This is a genomic window from Candidatus Rickettsia kotlanii (genome assembly GCA_030295365.1).
Taxonomy (GTDB): domain Bacteria; phylum Pseudomonadota; class Alphaproteobacteria; order Rickettsiales; family Rickettsiaceae; genus Rickettsia; species Rickettsia kotlanii.
Window position 1 is genome coordinate 1,026,365 of record AP027062.1, and the last position, 17,564, is coordinate 1,043,928.

Here is a 17,564-nt window from a genome sequence, read left to right on the forward strand (position 1 = left end):
TTCGCTAAAAAATATCTCAAAATAGCAAATCAATTAAAAACCTTCATAGAACCTAATAAGTTAATTGAACTTATTCTAAATGTTATTGACTAATTTAAGAAAATTGACCATAATTCTAAATGGTCGTGCAGTTGCGTGATGATATAGCAAAGCTATAGATCACGAGGAAAGTCCGGACTCTATAGAGGTATGGTGCCGGTTAACCTCCGGCAGAGTATTATTACTTTAGGGACAGTACCACAGAAAATACACCGCCAAGTATGAATACGAAGATCAACTTCAAAAAAAGCTAGGAGTTCACAAGACGAGGAACGAAGCGTCGTATACTTAATACGTGAGTACCATAGTACTTGTGGAATGCCGCAGCCAATTTTTGAAGTTGATCAAGTATTTTTGGTAAGGGTGAAAAGGTACGGTAAGAGCGTACCGGTAAGTTGGTAACAAATTACGCATGGTAAACCCCACCAAGAGCAAGATCAAATAGGCGTTACAGAACTTATCAAGTTCCCGGGTTATCTCTAACCGGTTTGTAATGCGGGTAGATCGCTTGAGGTAAACGGTAACGTTTATCCTAGATAAATAACTGCAATGAATTTATATTCATACAGAATCCGGCTTATAGACCGTCATCCCGCGACTTGATCGTGGGAGCTTAGAAAACAGCTTAATAAATATTGATAGATCCTGCGATCAAGTCGCGGAATGACTAGGGCTATAACACAATTTAATGAAAAAGTTATATCATAATCCTATTTGTCCTCTTTCAAGACAAGCCCGTGTCTTCTTAAAAGAATTAGATGTAGAATTTACTACGATTAAAGAAGATTATTGGCAATTCAATAAAGATTTCTTAAAAATAAATCCTGCCGGAACTTTACCTATTTTAGCAGAATCATACGGCTTATTTGTGGTAGGCATTTATCCTTTTGTTGAATATCTTAATAGCAAATATCCGAATTTTAATTTTTTAGATGAAGATATTGATATTTGTTGTGAAATTAGACGATTATTCTTTTGGTTTAATGATAAATTTTATCGTGAAGTTACTAAGATTATCATCGATGAAAAAGTTATAAGATCAATTGCTAAAATGAGCAGCCCACGAACCGCGTTTTTACGTGCTGCAAAAAATAATTTAAATTATCACTTAGAATATATAACTTCTTTACTAGAAAAAAGAAGTTATCTTGTATTGGATTCACTAACTATTGCCGATATTGCCGTAAGTTGTCACTTATCGGTACTCGATTATTTCGGTGAGATTTATTGGGATAAATGGACGCTTATCAAACATTGGTATTCATTAATTAAATCAAGACCGGCTTTTAGGTTATTACTACAAGATAGAATCCCTGGCTTTACCCCTCCAAACTATTATACAGATTTAGATTTTTGAATATTCTTCTTCAGAAACTCTACTTCTAGAGGTAATTTTGTGTCAATTCGCTGCTCGCATCCTCTCACGTACTTCTATGTACGCTTCGGTGCTGTGCTGCGTATTTCCTACAAATTCCTCTCTATAAGCGAGTTTCTGAAGAAGTCTAATATATAATTTAATAATTTGATTCTTTTCGTATCATGAGCTTTTAGTATTTTATGAATATTATTAAAAGATTGATTTTTTATGAGTGCAGGCTCATATTCAAGATGCACTCCACTTAAAATAGCTGTCCCGTCACCGTAAGTACATTTTATTATTGCAGCCTGAGAATCCTCATAACTTGCTATTATTTCAGTATCTTTGGTATTTTCTGCATCAATAAAATATCCACCGCCATTATAAAAAGCATAACAATCCTTAATATTTAAATTAAGTGTTGGATTTATTTTTAGATAAGCGGCTCTTGCTCCTTTATGTGAGTTGTAACAATAAGGAGCAAGCAATGGTCCTCTAACCGTTCCATTGAAAATCTTTAATTCTCTTTTACCTATAACCTCTATATCTGTTCCTTTAGCGAATTCTACATAGTTACCGCTGTAGTAACTGCCTGCACATATCCCAAGAAAATTACCACCGTTTTTAATATAATTTTTTATATTAGCATTTCCTTTGCCTTGCAATTTTTGTACATAGTATAAATCTCTTCCACCGAGTAAAATAAGTAATAAGGTGTTTTGAACCCACTTTTCGTCTATAATTTCTTGTGCAGTAATATAATCTACGTTATACTTTGGAGCATAAAGTCTTAAGGTATGCATGCAATGCTTAATACTTTCTTTTGAAACACCTAGATCATTATAAACTTTTATTTTCATTTTATATTCTCTTGACAAGGACATTATATAATTTTATTTAGTGTAATTACTTAAAAATAAATTATACGGTAATTTTATGCAACTTAATTCAATCTCACTACCATTAACCACAAGGCAAGCAATAGAAATAGTTTTAGGAATAGCATTACTTACTATTGGTTCACAAATAGTAATACCTATAAAGCCTATATTTATTTCATTACAAACCGTTGCAGTGATATTCATCGGACTTACATATGATAAGACTACCGCACCTTTAATAATATTATCTTTCATAACTCTTGGGGCAATAGGAATCCCTGTATTCGGAGAATTTTCAAGCGGTTTACGAATATTATTTGGTCCTACCGGAGGATATCTAGCAGGTTTTGTAATTGCCGTATATGTTATGGCTAGCTTAAAAGATAAAATTTTTACTTCTAATAAATGGTTAAATCAGATATCTTTATGTTTGATCGGTAATATAATTATTATGAGTTTAGGCTGGATGTGGCTCTCTACATTCTTAGGAGCAAGCGGTGCATTTTACGGCGGCGTATTACCTTTTATAATACCGGGCATAATTAAATCAGTATTATTAATTGGACTTATCAATGCAGTAAAACCAAAAACTTGATGAACTTCAGTATTACCTAAAAACAGTTGATCTAAAGTTTCGATGTCATTCCCGTGCAAGCAGGGATCCACTACTTTTAAGCTTTTTAAAAGCTCGGTTTATCTCACTTTACCCTGAATTCTCGCTTACGCGTGAATGACATCGAGTAGATTTTTTAAGCCATGCAAAAACACCACCTTTGCAGGAATGGCATCGATTTTTAAGTTGACAACAAATATGGTATAACTCTATTATTCATAAAAAAAATCAATAACAATGCTAATGCCGCATTTTCCGGTGCCGACCTGGAAAAATAACATTAAATATGATCTTGAAAATATAGCAAAACTTTTAAGAGCCTTAGGTAACCCTCATTTAAGGCTTCCTCCCGTCATACATATAGCAGGTACAAACGGGAAGGGTTCAAGCAGTGCTATGCTTAAAAGCATCTTTACGCTTGCCGGTTATAAGGTACATTGCTATACATCTCCTCATTTATTAGAATTTAATGAACGAATCGTAGTTGCAGGTGAGAAAATATCGGATAATGAATTATGGCAGGTTTGTGAGCAAGTGAGGGTAGTAAGCGAAAAATTTAATATTGAACCTAGCTTCTTTGAAGGTATTACAGCAGCAGCGTTTCTAGCATTTGAGAAAACAAAAGCCGATATATTAATTTTAGAGACGGGACTAGGCGGTCGATTAGACGCAACAAATATAGTAGAACAGCCGTTAATTACTTTAATTACACCTATTTCATATGATCATATGCATATACTGGGTAATACATTACCCCTAATAGCAGTTGAGAAAGCTGGTATTATGAAGTCTTGCGTTCCTTGCGTTATAAGTATGCAGGCTTTGGAAGTTTATGAAACATTATTTGCAAAGGCTGAAGAGTTAAAAGTACCGAGTTTCTGTTATGAATATGATTTCGGTATTAAAAAGACGGACAACGGATTTATTTATTCATCACGAAATTTTACCTATGAGTTTCCAACTCCTTCGCTACTTGGTGATCATCAATTAATAAATGCTACAAGCGTTATTGCCTTAATAAGCCTTATTAACAAACAATTTAATATTAATAATGAGGTTATTGCTAGAGGATTACAAAATACTATTTGGCCTGCTAGAATTGAAAAAATAGAACCGAACAAATATTCTAAATTAATAGGTGATAATGTTCAAATTTGGGTAGACGCAGCTCACAATAATGGTGGAGCTCAAGTTTTGGCAAATTGGATACGTGATAATTTAAAATCATCGATATATTTAATACTCGGTATGACTAAAAATAGGAATATCGAGGAATTTTGCTCTTACTTTAAGGGTTTGACAATTAAAGGTTACGGTGTTAAAGTTTTATCTGAACCGTTAAGCCATAGTGCAGAAACAATAAATTTGGAAGGCAAAAAGAGTGGTATTGATTTTAGCGAAAGCGACTCACTCGAAGAAGCGATTAGTAATATAAAGAAGATAAACGGCGATAATAACGCAAATATTATAATAACCGGATCACTTTATTTAGCTTCCGATTTTTGTAAGTTACTATGATGTCATTCCTGCGTAGATACTAAATCGTCATTGCGGACAAATGCAAGGAGCACGGCAATCTCATAAAGTAGGACTCCTGAGATTGCTTTGTCAAAACTTGCAGTTTTCCCTTGCAATGACGTATTGGTTCTTGCTATAAAATATATAAAAACTAACATAGTAGAAAATGACATGACCTATTGCAACAAATCTAATCAAACCTTATATCCTTTTATCTTACCTGATTTACCTTATAAGAAAGAAAGTTTTAAACCACATTTTACTCTCGAGACTTTTGATTATCATCATGGCAAGCATCATAATACTTATGTACAAAATCTAAACAATTTACTCAAAGATAAAGAAGAATTACAAAAAAAAGATTTAGAAGAAATAATAGAATGGTCATCACAAAACTCAAATGCGGCTATTTTTAATAATGCCGCCCAAATATGGAATCATACCTTTTTTTGGCATTCAATAAAGCCGCAGGGCGGAGGTAAGCCAAACGGTAAAATATTAGAACAAATTAATAAAGATTTCGGTAGTTTTGAAGGGTTTTGCGAACAGTTTAAGCAAGAGGCAGTAGGGCAGTTCGGTAGTGGCTGGGCATGGCTTGTATATCACGATAATAGGTTACAAATTATAAAAACTGCTAATGCCGGTACACCTATAGCAAATGGTATGAAGCCGCTTCTTGCATGTGATGTATGGGAACATGCTTATTATATTGATTATCGTAACAAACGACCTGATTATGTTGACATATTTATTAAGCATATGATTAACTGGAAGTTTGTAGAAGATAACTTAATAAAATAAAACTATGACTGATATAAAGGTAAGAAAACATCCTATTATTAATAATCTGAAGCAAGAGTCAAAAACTCCTGTAGTTAATGAGCAATCTGATATATTAGAGGAATTAAAAGACCTAAAAAAATTCAACAATCTTCTAGCAATCAAACAAAAACATTGCAGGGGTTAGAGCAAGCACAAAAAGCTCCTATCGAATATATAGCTTTTAGTGGAGGAGCTAAGGGAGCAATATATTCCGGAGCTTATGAGGCAGCAAAAACAGCTGGTATTTTAGCTAATGTCAAGACAGTAGCAGGTTCTTCCGCTGGTGCTATAACTGCCACAGTGGTAGCTCTTGGGACACCACCTGAGCGATTTGCAGAAATTTCTAAAAATACAAATCTGCAAACTTTACTTGGAAAAAAAGGATTTTTTGCTGATTATAGTACAGTTAAATAAAGGCGGTAAAATATATTTTAAGGATATAATAGCGTTACTGCGAAAATACGATCCAGTGCAGTATAAGGATTTAGAATTAGCAGTAACTGATAATATTGAGGAGGTTACCTTAGCTAAAAAGCAAACGGGTATGGAAGCTGATGCAAATATTACTATATATAGAGTGCAAAAAAATTTGAAAGCCCAAGTGATATCGTAAAGTTTTTAGCTGATATATTATTTAAGACGCTTGCAAAAGTAGAAGAAGTTGTTTTAGATACTGTCGGAATAGATACTTTGGATTTCAAAGATGCACAAAAAATATTCTGATTATTTGCATATTAAAGTATATTGTCAAACTAGAGAACATTTGAATAATCATGCCCTTGGCAAAGAAGTAGATAAAATATTTGACCATCAAAAATTTCTACTAAATGTTTATGAAGTTTATGATAATAAAAATCTACATAAAACATTTGGCACTAAATTGTTAGAAATGTTTATTCTGTCAAAAGAAAATAATACTTCTAAATAGCAAGAAGGAGTTATTGAAAATCATGATGATAAAGCAAAGATGTTATTATCATTTTGTAAAGCCGGAGCATTAAACGAAAAAGAATCAAATGGAAAGCTTAAAAATATGTAATTATTGCTGCAACTAGTCGTAATAATACACTAAAAACTGATACAAACTCATTGAACGCTTTATTGTATACCTTAAGTGATACTGCTGCTTCAATTAAAATAAAAGATAGTTTCATTTAGGTATTTGGAATAGATAAAAATAAAGATGTAAGATTTGATAAAACTAAAAAACCTTTGATGAAAATATTGCTAAGTTTAAATTTACTAAACAAGCTTTAGCAAGTTTTATAACTAAGAGTAAAAGCGCAGCACCAAAAATTTAAAACAAACATAGTGTAGCTACAAGTCATGTCAATAGGGGGTGAGTTAGGTGTTTTTATGTCATTCCTGCTTTCGCAGGAATGACATCGAGCTGATTTTCCAAGCCATGCAACAAAGCTCGCCTTGACGGCTACTAAAAAAATGAATATTAGTAAATTTAAACTAATTGTTTTTGACAAGCTAGAAAGTACAAACTCTGAGGCTATGAAAATAGCTCAGAATGCTAAAGTTGATTCAAACTATGCAGTACTTGCCAAATCTCAAACTAATGGACGTGGTAGAAGCGGCAAACACTGGCAATCTAGGTCAGGTAACTTACATGTAAGTTTACTAATAAAGCCTGATAAAGAGCTAGCATTATTGCCGCAATTATCTTTTGTTACGGCACTTAGTGTTTATGATAGTATAACCTCTTTATATCACTCCCATAGTTCCTTATGTCATTCCCGCGAAAGCGGGAATGACATAAGGAACGAAAATAACATTATACAATTAAAATGGCCCAATGATGTATTAATGAATGGTCGGAAAATTGCCGGTATACTTCTTGAATCTGTTAAAGTAGAAAATAATTATTACCTTATTATCGGTATCGGCATTAATATTACCTATCACCCTGATAATATCGACCAACCTACTACTAGCTTAATAAGCGAAAATCTACCACCTATAGAACCACAAGCTTTACTTGAGATATTAATAGAAAATTTTGAAGAATATTATCAAATTTGGCATAATAATGGTTTTCCTTTTATTAGAATAAAATGGTTAGAACATGCTTATAAGTTATATGAAAATATTAGCGTTAAATATCAAAATGATATAGTAACCGGTCTTTTTAAAGATATCGATAATACTGGCAGAATAATATTGCAACTACCTTCCAAACAAATAATCTCTTTTTCTACTGCTGAACTTTTATTGAGCAAAAATATTACTAAATTTAAATTGTAGATTTAATTTTGTTAGCTTCTACTTAAGCTCCAATTTAACAAGGTAATAAATATATGCTCCAAGAAAATAACAATCCAAGTTATCTGTCTCAAGCGTTTTTAACAAATGCATATGAGCAATTAAACGGATTTAAAAAACTTTCTTCTAATAACATTAGTACATTAATGCAAGATTTTTGTAAAATTGAAAAAGCTTTTAAATGTACATTATTTACGGGTAATAAGCATGTGAAGGTTTAGTAGGATTATGTAACGAAGTAATAAAAAAATGCCTAATTATGAACTTCAAAATATAAATATAACACAATTTAGAGATATTATGATCTTAGTCGGAAGAGAACTTAAGCATGGAAAATGTATAAATACCTCCTTATTGTCAGTAAGTATTAATGAAAAATTTCTCAAACCAAGTGTTGTTACTCACGTAAAAACTATTGAAATATGTCAACAGCAAAATAGTGAAGATCCTTTCGCAATTAACGAGTTAGAAATATTTAATTAAAAATGCAAGGTTAGCAGTATGGAATTTGAGCAATTTAATAGCTTTTTTAAAGCAAGACGTGGAAGTAATTTTGCTTTGAAATTTAGGAATTATGCAGATTATAGAGGAATTAACGAAGTTATTGCTAAAAGGAATGGTAATTTAAATAAATTTCAGCTAAGGAAGATATATAGCGATCCTATTGCTCCTTACGAACGAGTTATCTAATAATAGATCGTTTTGAATATTCTTATTGTAATGATGGTTCTATAGCGTTATCCAACATAGAGTTAGTGGAGGGGATTATATGAGTATTGCGATTGAAGAGGTAATTACAAAGCTTACGAATTTTGTTTATTGTTTTCAAATTAAGCGAGCTAGCAGTGAGGCACTAAACTTAACAAATAGCGATCATGCTATAAAAAGTGAAGAGAGAGTTTTTTACCGAATTCCGACTTAGATTTAAAAGAAGCGGAATTTAACGATCCCGCACAAAACCATATAATCATTGAAGGTATTTTTGAGGAAAACGGCATTACGACAACAGGTTAAAGAAATGCTCAAGGAAAGTTTAAGAATACTAGATTTAGATAAAGAAAACAGCTATTATAACGGCGGTCAAATTATATTCAGCGAAAATCGTTTTAACATTAAAGTTCTAAGCAATTTCGGTGATTTAATTATATTAGAGGATATTATACCAGATTATGTTAAAGATGCAGAGGAAGTAAAAATTACTGCCGGATGTGATAAAAATTTTATAACCTGTTGCAATAAATTTAATAATGCTATAAATTTTAGGGACGAACCGCTAATACCAAAAACAGGTTTTATAAATTTAGTATAATCAATGAAACAAAGTTTTATAAAATTAGTATATGCAGAGCTAAAGAATATAATAAATATGAAAAGCTCCAAACAACAAAAAAAAAAAGAAACGCAATTAATTGATTATTTTAAAATAGTTGAAAGTAATATATTATATACATTTCAAAAAATAAAAAAGGAACATGAAAGAGACTAAACGTTTTTTTAACAAAAATAATAGATTAAATAAAGGTTATGCTAAGACTTTTAGTGTAAACGAACCTCATAATAATTTTTACTGTAAAAAATTTGAACGTATATTACCACCAATTGATTTAATCAGTGAGTATGAGAGTATTTATCCCGGTACTTTACAGGAATTAATGCATATGGCACAGCAAGAACAAGCTCATAAGCATGCTATAGACTTAAAAAACTTGAAAATACAGGAAAGAGTCGCTAAATTAACACGAATCTGTTTATTAATATTTGGAATTTGCCTTGTAGTTTTAATTTTTTTAAAACTTTCTAAATAAAAATTAAAGATAAAATATTTTATTTACTTGTAATTTTAAATAAAATAAGTTAAATGCAATATATATTTATTTATAAACATAATACGGAGAAGTTTTATTTCTAAAAATAATTTTCCTAAGGCTAATAGAGAAATCAGAGCTAGAGAAGTTCGTTTAGTAGGCGTAAACGGCACAATGTACGGCGTCGTAAATATTAAAGAAGCATTAGATATGGCGGAAAGAGCTGGTCTTGACTTAGTCGAGATATCACCGAATGCTGTACCCCCTGTCTGTAAAATTCTAGATTTTGGTAAGTTTAAGTACGAAAGCAAAAAACGTTTGCATGAAGCACGCAAAAAGCAAAAAATTGTCGTACTTAAAGAAATGAAATTTAAACCTAATATTAGTATAGGTGATTTTGAAACTAAGTTAAGAAAAATAAAAGAATTTTTAAAAAACGGGGATAAAGTAAAAATTTCTTTATGGTTTAAGGGACGAGAGATTCTTCATAAAGAGGTCGGTCAAGAACTATTTAAACGTATAGAAGTAAGGCTCGAAGGACTTATTAAAATTGATCAGCATGCTAAAATAGAAGGTAAGCAGATGATAATGATCGTTAGCCCTAGTATTAAGGTGCAATAGCTACTCAAATCGTCATTGCACACGAACGTAGATAGTGTGGTAATCTCAGGAATTTTACTGTTTCATGAGGTTGCCGCGTCGAGGCGTTGCTTCTCCTCGCAATGACATGTAATAACAACAATAAAAAATCAAATCTAAATCAAGTTATGCCGATTAAAATTTTAATGCCTGCTTTATCTCCAACTATGACGGAAGGAAATCTAGCTAGGTGGTTAAAAAAAGAAGGGGACAAAGTTAATCCTGGAGAAGTAATTGCTGAAATTGAAACCGATAAAGCAACGATGGAAGTAGAAGCAGTAGACGAAGGTATACTTGCCAAAATAGTTATTCCACAAAATAGTCAAAATGTACCTGTTAACTCTTTAATTGCCGTGTTAAGTGAAGAGGGAGAAGAAAAAACGGACATTGATGCGTTTATTGCAAAAAATAATAGTGTATCACCGTCACCGAAAACAGATGCTAATCTTCCGAAACCCCATGAGAGTATAGCTAATGTAGAAGAACAGGTGACAGTAATAAAACATGATACTAGTAAAATATTCGCCTCACCGCTTGCAAAAAGACTTGCCAAAATGGGAAATATTAGACTTGAGAGCGTGAAAGGTAGCGGTCCGCACGGTAGAATAATCAAACGAGATATCTTATCATGTACTCCTAGCACTGCTCATAATAAAATAGTTAGCAGAAATCCTGAAGAATATCGTTTAGTACCAAATAATAATATCCGCAAGATTATAGCCAAGCGTCTGCTTAAATCTAAACAAACAGTTCCACATTTTTATTTATCTATAGAATGTAATGTCGATAAATTGTTAGATATAAGAGAAGACATTAATAAATCTTTTTCTGAAGATAAATCAACAAGGATATCGGTTAATGATTTTATTATTTTAGCAGCAGCCAAAGCTTTACAAGAAGTGCCAAATGCCAATGCTAGCTGGGGAGAAGATGCAATTGAATACTACAATAATGTTGATATTTCAGTAGCGGTAGCAATTGAGAACGGGCTTGTTACGCCGATAGTTAAAAATGCCAATCAAAAAAACATTCTAGAACTATCTCGTGAAATGAAAGAATTAATAAAAAAAGCAAAAGATAATAAATTAACCCCCGAAGAATTTCAGGGTGGAGGGTTTACCATTTCTAACCTCGGTATGTACGGTATTAAAAATTTCAATGCTATAATTAACCCACCACAAAGTTGTATAATGGGCGTCGGAGCTAGTACAAAACGTGCTATAGTCAAGAATGATCAAATAACTATAGCAACAATTATGGATGTAACTCTTTCTGCCGATCACCGAGTAGTAGACGGAGCAATCGGTGCTGAGTTCTTGGCAGCATTTAAAAAGTTTATAGAGCGTCCCGCTTTGATGTTGTTTGATGTTGATATAAGTCGTCATTGCGAGCAGCCATAGGCTACGTGGCAATCTCGTCACATATTCTGAGATTCCTTCGTCGAAACTTTCAGTTTCTTCTCGCAATAACGTTGAAATCTTACCCATAAATAAATCACAATAAAATAACATGCGTTTTTCAGATAATTTAGCAAAAATTTTAGATAAATATGAAAATTTAGGCAACAAACTATCTTCCGGCATTATGGGAGACGAGTTTGTTAAGGCATCTAAAGAATATGCAGAACTTGAAGATGTTGTAGCAAAAATTAAAGAATATAATAAGGCTAAATCTGAGCTTGAAGAAGCAAATAATTTTAAGCTAGAAGTGGGGCTTGATAATGCCACTTTAGAAATGATTGAAGACGAAATACACACTCTTGAAAATTCGTTACCAAAACTTGAAAGAGCCGTAAAAATTGCTTTATTACCGAAAGATGATGCGGATAGTAAAAGTGCTATTATTGAAGTGAGAGCAGGAAGCGGCGGAGAAGAAGCTGCACTTTTTGCTGCCGTACTTTTTAATATGTATCAAAGATATGCTGAGTTAAAAGGATGGCGTTTTGAGATATTAGCAATTTCTGATACGGGAATAGGCGGTTATAAAGAAGCATCGGCGTCAATAAAAGGCAAAGATGTATTTTCGAAGCTCAAATTTGAGTCAGGCGTTCATAGAGTACAGAGAGTACCGGAAACGGAATCACAAGGACGTATTCATACTTCAGCAGCAACGGTTGCAGTACTTCCTGAAGCTGAAGAGGTTGATATTAAAATTGAAGATAAAGACTTAAGGATCGATACTTATAGAGCTTCAGGGGCTGGTGGACAGCACGTTAATACTACCGATTCTGCCGTACGTATAACTCATATCCCTACCGGTATTACCGTAGCCTTGCAAGATGAGAAGTCACAGCATAAAAATAAAGCAAAGGCGTTAAAAATTCTACGTGCTAGAATTTATGAAGAAGCACGACGTAAAAAGGAACAAGAAAGAGCCGATAGCAGAAGAGGGCAGGTAGGTTCGGGAGATCGTTCGGAGCGGATACGTACTTATAATTTCCCACAGGGAAGAGTATCCGACCATAGAATAAACTTAACACTTTATAAGATAGACGAAGTAGTTAAAAACGGACAATTAGATGAGTTTGTTGAAGCTTTAATTGCAGATGATGAAGCTAAAAAACTTTTGGAGATATAAGTGTATATCGTCATTGTGATTAGGCATTGTCGCATAGATCAATTTCACCTATGTCAGCCCGTGCCTAATCACAATGACGATATACAGCAACAATACAGCCTAATAAACAAATGAAACCACAAGCATCTATAAACGGTAAAATCTGGCAGCAGAAACTGATTAACGAAGATATAGTCACTGAGTTATGTTGTAGTTTCAAAATTAGTGATTTACTTGCTAGGATAGTATCATTAAGAGTAAATAATCTAGAGGAAGCAGAAAATTTCTTGATACCGAAAATCAAAAATTTATTACCTGATCCTTTTCATCTACTTGATATGGAAAAGGCTGTAGATAGAACCGTTACAGCTATTTTAAATAACCAAAAAATATGTATCTTTGCCGATTATGATGTAGACGGTGCTACTTCAGCCGCTTTACTTAAAAATATTTTTAGAGATTTAAATATACTATGTGATATTTATGTTCCTGATCGTATAGCTGAAGGATACGGTCCAACTCCTTTTGCTATGCAAAAAATTAAAGATAACGGCACAGAATTATTAATTACGGTTGATTGCGGTGCTATGGCACATGAAGCCCTAAAATACGCAAAAGACGTTAACCTTGATGTTATAGTAATCGATCATCATATAGCTACGGAAATATTACCGGGTGCAGTAGCTATAGTAAATCCAAATCGTATTGATGAACAAAGCGAATATAAACATTTGGCAGCCGTAGGAGTTGCTTTCTTATTTGCAACTGCAATATTATCGAATTTAAAAAAGCAAAATTATTTCACACAAACAATGCTTCAGCCTAATCTAATGAAGTATCTAGATTTAGTGGCTCTTGGTACTGTTTGCGATATGATGAAATTAACAGGCTTAAATCGTGCATTTGTTGCAAACGGATTGAAAGTAATGCAACAAATGCAAAATATAGGGATTAAAACATTATATGATATAGCAGGACTTAATGAAATACCAAAATGTTATCATTTAGGGTTTATTCTAGGTCCGCGTATCAATGCGGGCGGTAGAGTAGGAAAGTCAAGTTTAGGGGCTAATCTCCTATCTACTAGTTGTTCTAATGAAGCAAAGAAATTAGCTGAAGAACTTGAAAAACATAATAATGAGCGTAAGGTAATTGAGTTATTAATGATAGAAGAAGCGATGGAAATTGCTTTGACACAACAAGATAATAGTTTATTATTTATCGTAAAAGAAGGATGGCATCAAGGCGTTATAGGAATCGTCGCCAGCAAATTAAAAGAAAAATTTGATAAGCCGGTGGCAGTTATAGCTTTAAATGATGGGGTTGGTAAAGCTTCATGCCGTTCTATTTTAGGTATTGATTTTGGTGCTGAAGTTATCAATGCGAAAAGCAAAGATTTGCTAATAGCAGGCGGAGGTCATGCTATGGCGGCAGGTTTTACCGTAACTGCTGAAAAATTACAAGAATTGCAGGATTTTTTTAATAATGCTTTTAGAATTAGTATAAATAAACTAGAAAATTATAAGCATGCGGAGTATGATATTGATTTAACAGTTAATAGTGTGCATTTCCCTTTAGTGGAGGAATTAAACACTTTAGAGCCTTTCGGTCAAGGAAATCATGAGCCTATATTTAAATTCGATAATTTATTTGTATTAAAAGCAGATATAGTTGGAAGTAAGCATATTAAATGCATGCTTGTTCCAAATAAGCGAGGATTTGGTAATAAAGCCTTATCTGCTATTGCTTTTAATTCGGTAGGAACTGTATTTGAAGATGTTTTATTAAGCCCTAAAGCAAAAAATATTGCTGCAATAGGAACGTTAAAAACTAATAATTGGCAAGGTAATTATACTATTCAATTAATTATAAAAGATATACTGCTAAAAGAGTAGATAGACGAGTATATATAATGATAACTTTAAAAATAATAATTTATGAGCCATTTAAAGAAAACAAAAAATACTACCATTTCTAAAGACTTAGTAGAAGTACAAGAGCATTATCAAGATTATCCTTATCCTTTCAGAGACCCAAATCAAGAAAAAGAACGTTTACTTGCAATATGCGGCGAGTTCTTAGGAGAATTAAATCATTTTCTATATCAAGGAAAAGAAAATTTTAATAATAATTTTAGATGCTTAATAGCAGGCGGCGGCACTGGTGATTCGACTATTTATCTTGCTGAACAGTTAAAAGATAAAAATGCCGAAATAATATATCTAGATTTCAGCAAACCTAGCATGGAAGTAGCTCAAAAACGTGCAGAAATACGAGGTCTTAAAAATATTAAATGGATTAATGATTCAATATTAAATATACCTAATCTAAAACTTGGAAAATTCGATTACATAAATTGTACTGGCGTGCTTCATCATTTAGCAAATCCTGATGAAGGTTTAAAAAATCTAAAAGATTCTTTAAAGCCGACCGGCGGTATGGGTTTAATGGTATATGCTAAATACGGACGTACCGGTGTTTATCAAATTCAGGATTTAATGAAAATGATAAATAAAGATACTAAGAACCGTGTCGAAGAAGTAATGAACGGGAAGCTAATTCTAAATAATTTGCCTGCTACTAACTGGTATAAAAGAGGTTGGGAGTTATTTTCAGATTACCAAAATTTCGGTGATGTCGGAGTTTATGATATGTTCCTGCACAAACAGGATAGAGCCTATTCTGTTCCTGAGTTGTATGCATTCGTAGAAAAAGCAAGCTTAAATTTTGTTGATTATCTTGATCCTTTAGAGAAAATTTTATTAAGACCGGAAAATTATATAAAAGATTTTTCACTTTTACAAAAAGTTAAAAAGATGGATAAAGTAACTAGAGAAGCAATTTCCGAAATACTTACCGGTAATATTATTAAACATTCATTTTACGTATCAAATCAAAAAGATAGTGTAGCCTCTCTTGATGACCTTGATAATATACCGTACTTCCATAATATTATCAATTTTGCTAAACAAATTTATGAGTATTTGGAATCTAATCCTTCACCAGTAAATAATGCTATTAATTTTACTATTAATAATGGGATATTAAATAATGTTAATATCTCAATGTCGATATTTAGAAGCACTAAATATATTTTTAAATATATGGTAGAAGAGAAAAGTTTAAGAGAAATATTTGATGCGGTACGCAACGAATTAAATCAAGAAATAAGCAACGAGACCTTACTAAATGAATTTAAAAACGTATGCATGCCATTACTTAATACAAATGTGTTATTGTTAAAATCAAAGGATTGCTAGAGTTATGTGGATTGATTTATCCGTCATTGCGAGAAGAGGTTACCAGAGTCGTCATGAGACGCAGCCGTAGGCTGCAGGGCAATCTCATGAAATAATAACTAAACTTCTAAGATTGCTTTGTAATTTTCTCGCAATGACCATTCACCGATTACCTGCTTGCAATGACGATTTGGATTGACAATGTGCTATTAATGTTGTTAGTATGCTTTTACATACATAGCCAGCTCTTATAAGCTAACAAGATAAATAATTCTTCAAACCGCAAGAATAAATAAAACTTTCTAAAAATCTGATTTGATTCCTAACTTAAATAAGTATATTACTTACCTTTAAACTTAATTGCTAACTCAACTTTTCAATTATAATCTATTAATAATAAAATAATGAACACAACTAATAAAGAATCCACAGTAGAACTTAACAATACCGAATCCAATAACAATTATAATAATTTTGCAGAGAACGGTAATATTATTAATTTAAAACAATTAAAACGTAAATTACCGGAGGAACTACAAGCTCAAGCAGAAGAACTAAAAGTTGAAAATATTAATTCATTACTTAAACAAGAATTAGTTTTTGCAATTTTGAAAAAATCCGTAGAGCAGGGAGGTTTAATAGTGGGAGAGGGAGTACTTGAAGTACTACCTGACGGATTTGGTTTTTTACGTTCGCCGGAAGTAAACTACTTAGCAGGCCCTGATGATATTTATATTTCTCCTAGTCAGATTCGTCGCTTTGGTCTGCGTACCGGCGATACTGTAGAAGGTCAGATCAGAGCTCCAAAAGCCGGAGAACGTTATTTTGCTTTACTGAAAGTCAATAGAGTAAATTTTGAAGACCCTTCTAAAGCTTATCATCGTGTTCATTTTGATAATTTAACCCCTTTATATCCTGATGAAAAATTAGGATTAGAACTTGAAAATAATAGTAAAGATAGTAAGGATTTTAGTACACGGGTTATTGAACTTGTTGCTCCTATGGGTAAAGGACAACGTGCATTAATAGTAGCACCGCCTCGTACAGGTAAAACCGTATTATTACAAAATATAGCACATGCAATTATAACCAATAATCCGGAAGTATTTTTAATAGTACTGTTAATAGACGAAAGACCTGAAGAAGTAACCGATATGCAACGTTCCGTGCGTGGGGAGGTTGTTAGCTCTACTTTCGATGAACCGGCAAGTAGGCACGTGCAGCTTGCAGAAATGGTTATCAAAAAAGCAAAGCGTTTAGTAGAACATAAAAAAGACGTGGTAATTTTAGTAGATGCGATAACACGTTTAGCTCGTGCTTATAATACTGTAGTGCCGTCATCAGGTAAAGTGTTAACGGGCGGTGTTGATGCTAATGCTCTTCAAAGACCTAAAAGATTTTTCGGAGCAGCAAGAAATATTGAAAACGGCGGTTCGCTTACTATAATCGGTACGGCTTTAATTGAAACCGGTTCTCGTATGGATGAGGTAATTTTTGAGGAGTTTAAAGGTACAGGTAATTCCGAGATAGTTCTAGATCGTAAGATTGCCGATAAGCGTATTTATCCGGCTATTGATATAACTAGATCAGGAACTAGAAAAGAAGATTTATTAGTAGATAAAATAATATTAAATAAAATGTGGGTTCTTCGTCGTATTATCGATCCGATGGGTAGCAGTGAAGCAATAGAATTTTTACTCAAAAAACTTGAAAATACTAAAACTAATGGTGAGTTTTTTGAGATGATGAAGAGTCTTGAACGTTCTAAGAACGGTCTATAGTCAATTGATACCTATATTGTGCTTCGTTGTTCGTCGGCTCGCC

At 32.8% G+C, this 17,564-nt stretch carries 16 protein-coding genes, 1 other RNA gene and 3 pseudogenes; 19 read left to right on the forward strand and 1 reads right to left on the reverse strand.

The features are described 5' to 3' along the window. The first annotated feature begins 115 nt into the window (after positions 1-115). Both rnpB and QUD19_RS05590 read left to right on the forward strand, forming a co-directional pair. An RNA gene (gene rnpB / locus QUD19_RS05585) (RNase P RNA component class A) lies at positions 116-633 on the forward strand. Between the two features lie 94 nt (positions 634-727). Beyond that, entirely contained in the window at positions 728-1,396 is a 669-nt protein-coding gene (locus QUD19_RS05590; protein ID WP_498807876.1) for a glutathione S-transferase family protein, read from the forward strand. 42 nt (positions 1,397-1,438) lie between these two features. Here the strand turns inward: QUD19_RS05590 and QUD19_RS05595 are convergent. Next, positions 1,439-2,256, reverse strand: a pseudogene (locus QUD19_RS05595) (BPL-N domain-containing protein). A gap of 76 nt (positions 2,257-2,332) precedes the next feature. On the opposite strand from QUD19_RS05595, the gene QUD19_RS05600 reads away from it, so the two are divergent. The 17 genes and pseudogenes from QUD19_RS05600 to rho all read left to right on the forward strand — a co-directional run bounded on the left by QUD19_RS05600 (position 2,333) and on the right by rho (position 17,521). Beyond that, on the forward strand, positions 2,333-2,872 hold the full coding sequence (locus QUD19_RS05600; RefSeq protein WP_498807877.1) for a biotin transporter BioY: 540 nt from the start codon (positions 2,333-2,335) through the stop codon (positions 2,870-2,872). Between the two features lie 255 nt (positions 2,873-3,127). Further along, the gene (locus tag QUD19_RS05605; RefSeq protein WP_498807879.1) at positions 3,128-4,408 is read left to right on the forward strand and encodes a folylpolyglutamate synthase/dihydrofolate synthase family protein; all 1,281 of its coding nucleotides are present in this window, start codon (positions 3,128-3,130) and stop codon (positions 4,406-4,408) included. Positions 4,409-4,579: 171 nt separating this feature from the next. After that, on the forward strand, positions 4,580-5,209 hold the full coding sequence (locus QUD19_RS05610; protein WP_498808691.1) for a superoxide dismutase: 630 nt from the start codon (positions 4,580-4,582) through the stop codon (positions 5,207-5,209). A gap of 4 nt (positions 5,210-5,213) precedes the next feature. Next, positions 5,214-6,531: pseudogene (locus tag QUD19_RS05615) on the forward strand (patatin-like phospholipase family protein). Between the two features lie 139 nt (positions 6,532-6,670). Then, entirely contained in the window at positions 6,671-7,483 is an 813-nt protein-coding gene (locus tag QUD19_RS05620) for a biotin--[acetyl-CoA-carboxylase] ligase (RefSeq protein ID WP_498807881.1), read from the forward strand. Between the two features lie 267 nt (positions 7,484-7,750). Then, positions 7,751-7,984, forward strand: coding sequence for a hypothetical protein (locus QUD19_RS05625; RefSeq protein ID WP_498807883.1), 234 nt, complete (start codon positions 7,751-7,753; stop codon positions 7,982-7,984). Next, positions 7,980-8,274: pseudogene (locus QUD19_RS05630) on the forward strand (hypothetical protein). Before QUD19_RS05625 ends, QUD19_RS05630 begins: the two are co-directional and overlap by 5 nt. Beyond that, a complete protein-coding gene (locus tag QUD19_RS05635) occupies positions 8,271-8,423 on the forward strand; it encodes a hypothetical protein (RefSeq protein WP_498807884.1) in 153 nt (50 codons plus the stop codon). The pseudogene QUD19_RS05630 and the gene QUD19_RS05635 overlap by 4 nt, the downstream one beginning before the upstream one ends. A gap of 96 nt (positions 8,424-8,519) precedes the next feature. Continuing rightward, the gene (locus QUD19_RS05640; protein ID WP_498808692.1) at positions 8,520-8,810 is read left to right on the forward strand and encodes a phage BR0599 family protein; all 291 of its coding nucleotides are present in this window, start codon (positions 8,520-8,522) and stop codon (positions 8,808-8,810) included. 3 nt (positions 8,811-8,813) lie between these two features. Continuing rightward, positions 8,814-8,987: a hypothetical protein gene (locus QUD19_RS05645; protein ID WP_498807886.1), complete on the forward strand. Its 174-nt coding sequence runs from the start codon at positions 8,814-8,816 to the stop codon at positions 8,985-8,987. Further along, positions 8,974-9,306: a DUF2335 domain-containing protein gene (locus QUD19_RS05650; RefSeq protein ID WP_498807888.1), complete on the forward strand. Its 333-nt coding sequence runs from the start codon at positions 8,974-8,976 to the stop codon at positions 9,304-9,306. The genes QUD19_RS05645 and QUD19_RS05650 overlap by 14 nt, the downstream gene beginning before the upstream one ends. Before the next feature lie 132 nt (positions 9,307-9,438). Continuing rightward, a complete protein-coding gene (gene infC / locus QUD19_RS05655; RefSeq protein ID WP_498808693.1) occupies positions 9,439-9,927 on the forward strand; it encodes a translation initiation factor IF-3 in 489 nt (162 codons plus the stop codon). A gap of 146 nt (positions 9,928-10,073) precedes the next feature. After that, positions 10,074-11,345 carry a pyruvate dehydrogenase complex dihydrolipoamide acetyltransferase gene (locus QUD19_RS05660; RefSeq protein WP_498808694.1) on the forward strand — a complete coding sequence of 424 codons (1,272 nt, stop codon included), beginning with the start codon at positions 10,074-10,076 and terminating at the stop codon, positions 11,343-11,345. 109 nt (positions 11,346-11,454) lie between these two features. After that, the gene (prfA, locus tag QUD19_RS05665; RefSeq protein ID WP_392506529.1) at positions 11,455-12,522 is read left to right on the forward strand and encodes a peptide chain release factor 1; all 1,068 of its coding nucleotides are present in this window, start codon (positions 11,455-11,457) and stop codon (positions 12,520-12,522) included. Between the two features lie 110 nt (positions 12,523-12,632). Continuing rightward, positions 12,633-14,396 (forward strand): single-stranded-DNA-specific exonuclease RecJ, encoded by a 1,764-nt coding sequence (recJ, locus tag QUD19_RS05670; protein WP_498807890.1) that lies wholly within the window; start codon positions 12,633-12,635, stop codon positions 14,394-14,396. A gap of 42 nt (positions 14,397-14,438) precedes the next feature. Next, positions 14,439-15,761: a class I SAM-dependent methyltransferase gene (locus tag QUD19_RS05675; RefSeq protein ID WP_498807891.1), complete on the forward strand. Its 1,323-nt coding sequence runs from the start codon at positions 14,439-14,441 to the stop codon at positions 15,759-15,761. A gap of 383 nt (positions 15,762-16,144) precedes the next feature. Further along, positions 16,145-17,521, forward strand: coding sequence for a transcription termination factor Rho (rho, locus tag QUD19_RS05680; protein ID WP_498807892.1), 1,377 nt, complete (start codon positions 16,145-16,147; stop codon positions 17,519-17,521). Positions 17,522-17,564: the final 43 nt, after the last annotated feature.

Coding starts and splice junctions, on each gene's coding strand:
- QUD19_RS05590 (WP_498807876.1), top strand. CDS start 728: ATGAAAAAGTTATATCATAATCCTATTTGTCCTCTTTCAAGACAAGCC.
- QUD19_RS05600 (WP_498807877.1), top strand. CDS start 2,333: ATGCAACTTAATTCAATCTCACTACCATTAACCACAAGGCAAGCAATA.
- QUD19_RS05605 (WP_498807879.1), top strand. CDS start 3,128: ATGCTAATGCCGCATTTTCCGGTGCCGACCTGGAAAAATAACATTAAA.
- QUD19_RS05610 (WP_498808691.1), top strand. CDS start 4,580: ATGACCTATTGCAACAAATCTAATCAAACCTTATATCCTTTTATCTTA.
- QUD19_RS05620 (WP_498807881.1), top strand. CDS start 6,671: ATGAATATTAGTAAATTTAAACTAATTGTTTTTGACAAGCTAGAAAGT.
- QUD19_RS05625 (WP_498807883.1), top strand. CDS start 7,751: ATGCCTAATTATGAACTTCAAAATATAAATATAACACAATTTAGAGAT.
- QUD19_RS05635 (WP_498807884.1), top strand. CDS start 8,271: ATGAGTATTGCGATTGAAGAGGTAATTACAAAGCTTACGAATTTTGTT.
- QUD19_RS05640 (WP_498808692.1), top strand. CDS start 8,520: ATGCTCAAGGAAAGTTTAAGAATACTAGATTTAGATAAAGAAAACAGC.
- QUD19_RS05645 (WP_498807886.1), top strand. CDS start 8,814: ATGAAACAAAGTTTTATAAAATTAGTATATGCAGAGCTAAAGAATATA.
- QUD19_RS05650 (WP_498807888.1), top strand. CDS start 8,974: ATGAAAGAGACTAAACGTTTTTTTAACAAAAATAATAGATTAAATAAA.
- QUD19_RS05660 (WP_498808694.1), top strand. CDS start 10,074: ATGCCGATTAAAATTTTAATGCCTGCTTTATCTCCAACTATGACGGAA.
- prfA (WP_392506529.1), top strand. CDS start 11,455: ATGCGTTTTTCAGATAATTTAGCAAAAATTTTAGATAAATATGAAAAT.
- recJ (WP_498807890.1), top strand. CDS start 12,633: ATGAAACCACAAGCATCTATAAACGGTAAAATCTGGCAGCAGAAACTG.
- QUD19_RS05675 (WP_498807891.1), top strand. CDS start 14,439: ATGAGCCATTTAAAGAAAACAAAAAATACTACCATTTCTAAAGACTTA.
- rho (WP_498807892.1), top strand. CDS start 16,145: ATGAACACAACTAATAAAGAATCCACAGTAGAACTTAACAATACCGAA.